A 3,832-nucleotide genomic window follows, 5' to 3' on the forward strand; every position below is an offset into this window, starting at 1 on the left:
ATTTCGACGGCATCGTGGCGGTGGTGATGTCGCTGACACCAGCGGACTTCTACAAAAGTATGACCACGCATGCCGACCACCGCATCTGGCAAGACGTGTACCGCCCTTCAACACCGGCGGGCGATGTCTATCTGAAACTCACCGTCGTTGACGACGTACTCATCGTGTCATTCAAGGAGCTCTGACCATGAAATGCCCTCACTGCGGTGCCGCGAAGCTGGTGCACGACACCCGCGACATGCCCTACACCTACAAGGGCGAGAGCACCACCATCCCCGCCGTCTCGGGTGACTTCTGCCCTGCGTGTGACGAGGTTGTTCTCAAAGCCGACGAGTCCGCCCGACTGAGCGCAGCGATGCTGGAATTCAACAAACAGGTGAACGCTGCCATCGTGGACCCGGCCTTCATCGTCAACGTGCGCAAGAAGCTCGCACTGGATCAGCGCGAAGCCGCCGAAATTTTCGGCGGTGGGGTCAACGCGTTCTCCCGCTACGAGAACGGCAAGACCAAACCACCGCTGGCGCTGGTGAAGCTGCTCAGGGTGCTGGACCGGCATCCGGAGTTGCTGGATGAGGTGCGTGCTGTTTGACGCACAGGTTTTTGCTCACACCCCTCAATGAAAATCACGGCTCACCGTCGACAACCCGTGCAGCAGCGGCGTGAGGTCTTCCAGGTGGCCGGCAATCAGGTTTTTGGCTTCGCCTTCGCGCTGCCACACGCCATGCACCACCAGCAGGCGTGATTGCGTGAGCACCGTGCGCTGGCGTTCGCGCAGGTGTTTCCACACGATGACCTGCACCACGCCGGTTTCATCTTCCAGGCTCACGAACACCACGCCCGACGCGGTTTCGGGTTGCTGGCGCAGGGTGACGATGCCGCAGTGGCGCACGAGTCTTCCGTTGGGGGCCTGATTCAGTTCTGCGGCGCTCATGAGCCTGCGTTTCGCGAGCTGTGGCCGCAGCAGCGCCAGCGGGTGGCGGCGCAGGGTGAGGCCCAGGCTGTCGTGGTCCCAAACCACCGCCTCGCCTTCGGGGGCTTCGGGCAATTGCAGCGGGGCTTCGTCGATGGGGGCATCGCGCATCAGCTCGGGGGCAGCTCTGAGCGCGGCGGCGTCCCACACCTGCTGGCGGCGGTGGCCGCTCAGGCTTTTCAGCGCGTCGGCGGCGGCGAGCAGTTTCATTTGCGGTTGGTCGAGGTGGGCGCGGCGGGCGAGGTCTTGGGTGGTGGTGAACATGCGCTGGGTGCGGGCGTTCACGATGCGGTCGGCGGCTTCACGGTTCAAGCCCGAGATCAGGCGCAGGCCCAGGCGGACAACAGGCATGGTTGGCGGGCAGGCCCTCACCCCTGCCCTCTCCCAGGGGGAGAGGGGGTCAGACCCTTCCAGCGTGCAGTCCCATTGGCTGTGCACCACGTCCACCGGACGCACCTCGACCCCATGGCGCTGGGCGTCCTGCACCAGCTGGCTGGGGGTGTAGAAGCCCAGCGGCTGGCTGTTGAGCATGGCCACCAGGAACTCAGCGGGGTGGTGGTGCTTGATCCAGCAGCTCACGTAGACCAGCAGCGCAAAACTCGCGGCGTGGCTCTCGGGGAAGCCGTAGCTGGAGAAGCCCTTGATCTGCTCGAACACGCTTTGGGCGAACTCGGCCTCGTAGCCCCGCGCGGTCATGCCGTCGACCAGGCGGCGCTCGTATTGCTGCAGGTTGCCGCCGCGTTTCCATGCCGCCATGGCGCGGCGCAGCGCGTCGGCCTCGCCGGGTGTGAAGCCCGCCGCCAACACCGCGATCTGCATGCACTGCTCTTGAAAGATGGGGATGCCGAGCGTGCGGCCCAGCGCTTCTTTCAGGTCGGCGCCGCCGCGCGGGCCGGGGTAGCTCACCGGTACCAGGCCCCGCCGCCGGTCCAGATACGGGTGCACCGCACCGCCCTGGATGGGGCCGGGTCGCACCAGCGCGACCTCGATCACCAGGTCGTAATAACACCGCGGTTTGAGGCGCGGCAGCATGCTCATCTGCGCGCGACTCTCGATCTGGAACACGCCCACGGTGTCGGCGGCGCAGATCATGTCGTAGGTGGCCTCGTCCTGGGGCGGGATGTCCTGCATCTCGATCACCCGCCCTTCTTTGGCGCCGATGAGGGCGAGCGCCTTGCGGATGGCGGTGAGCATGCCCAGCGCGAGCACGTCCACCTTGAGCAGACCCAGCGCATCCAGATCGTCCTTGTCCCACTCGATCACGGTGCGGTCTTTCATGCTGGCGTTTTCAATCGGCACCAGGCGCGAAAGCGGCAGCTGCGTGAGCACGAAGCCACCGGTGTGCTGCGAGAGGTGGCGCGGAAAACCCATGAGCTGCGTGGTGAGCTGCAACAGCTGGCGCACCGCGAGGTCGTCGGGGTCGAGCCCGGCTTCGCGCAGCCGCTCGGGCTCGATCGCGTGGCCGTCCCACCAGCGTGTGCTCTTGGCCAACACGTCGAGCGCGCCCTCGGCAAAACCCAGGGCCTTGCCCACGTCGCGCAGGGCGCTGCGCGGGCGGTAGCTGATGACGGTGGCGGTGAGCGCGGCGCGTTCGCGGCCGTATTTTTGGTAGAGGTACTGGATGACTTCCTCGCGCCGCTCGTGTTCAAAGTCCACGTCGATGTCGGGCGGCTCGTTGCGCTCGCGCGAGATGAAGCGCTCGAACAACAAACCCGTGCGCTCCGGGTCCACCGCGGTGATGCCCAGGCAGTAGCACACCACGCTGTTGGCCGCCGAGCCCCGGCCCTGGCACAAGATGTCCTTCGAGCGCGCGAAGGTCACGATGTCGTTGACCGTCAGGAAGTAGTGCTCGTACTTCATGTCGGCGATCAGTTCGAGCTCGTGCTCGATCTGCTTCGCAAAACGCGGCGGTGTTCCCTGCGGCCAGCGCCAGGCCTCGCCTTCGCGGGTCAGCTGCCGCAGCCACGATGTCGGCGTCTGTCCCTCGGGCACCACCTCGCTGGGGTACTGGTAGCGCAGCTCGTCGAGCGAGAAGGCGCAGCGCGCCGCCACCGCGAGCGTCTCGGCCAGCAGCTCGGGTGGATAGCACTGGCCCAGGGTGAGGCGCGAACGCAGGTGCTGCTCGGCGTTGGGCTGCAGCGCCAGCCCGCAGGCGCTCAGCGGCTGGCCAATGCGCGTGGCGGTGAGCACGTCCTGCAGCGGCTTGCGCGAGCGCACGTGCATGTGCACATCACCCACCGCCACCAGCGGCACGGCGGTGAGCGCACTGCTCTGGCGCAGCTTGTGCAGCAGCATCTCGTCATCGAGCCGGCGCAGCTGCGTCACGCCCAGCCAGCAGCGGCCCATGAAATGCTGCAGCAGCCAGCGGGCTGTGGCGTCCATCGGGTCCTGGTCGCTGTCGCGATCGGGCACGGCGATCACCACGCAGTCGGCCAGAGCCTCGGCGCGGATGGCGCCCAGCGTGAGGCGGTAGGTGCCCTTGGGCGATGTGCGGCGAAGGTGCGTGATGAACTCGCACAGATTGCCGTAACCGTTGAGGTTGCAGGCCAGCACGATGAAGGTGAAGGGAGCGTCGCATTGCACGCGGAACTGGCTGCCCACCAGCAGTGGCAGGCCGTGCTTTTTGGCGGCCACATGGGCGCGCACCACACCGGCCAGCGAACATTCGTCCACCAGCGCGAGCGCGCGGTAGCCCAGCGCCTGGGCGTGCTCCACCAGCTCTTCGGCGTGGCTGGCGCCGCGCAGGAAGGTGAAGTTGGAGATGCAGCGCAGCTCGGCGTAGTCGGGGAGGGTCATGCGAAATGCCCATGCAGGTACCACGCTGGCGCTTCATCCAGCCGCGTCTGGAAGACCCACAACACG

General features: G+C 66.5%; 3 protein-coding genes. 2 read left to right on the forward strand and 1 reads right to left on the reverse strand.

Going from position 1 to position 3,832, the window contains the following annotated elements:
• The coding region (locus ACN4F8_RS17955; protein ID WP_419474815.1) for a type II toxin-antitoxin system MqsR family toxin at positions 1–185 on the forward strand (185 nt) is incomplete at its 5' end.
• Between the two features lie 2 nt (positions 186–187).
• Complete coding sequence (locus ACN4F8_RS17960) at positions 188–589, forward strand: type II toxin-antitoxin system MqsA family antitoxin (protein ID WP_419474816.1); 402 nt, start codon at positions 188–190, stop codon at positions 587–589.
• 24 nt (positions 590–613) lie between these two features.
• Here ACN4F8_RS17960 and ACN4F8_RS17965 read toward each other — a convergent pair whose 3' ends face one another.
• On the reverse strand, positions 614–3,766 hold the full coding sequence (locus ACN4F8_RS17965) for an error-prone DNA polymerase (RefSeq protein WP_419474817.1): 3,153 nt from the start codon (positions 3,764–3,766) through the stop codon (positions 614–616).
• Positions 3,767–3,832: the final 66 nt, after the last annotated feature.

This window comes from Hydrogenophaga sp. (assembly GCF_048549895.1).
Lineage (GTDB): Bacteria > Pseudomonadota > Gammaproteobacteria > Burkholderiales > Burkholderiaceae_C > Hydrogenophaga.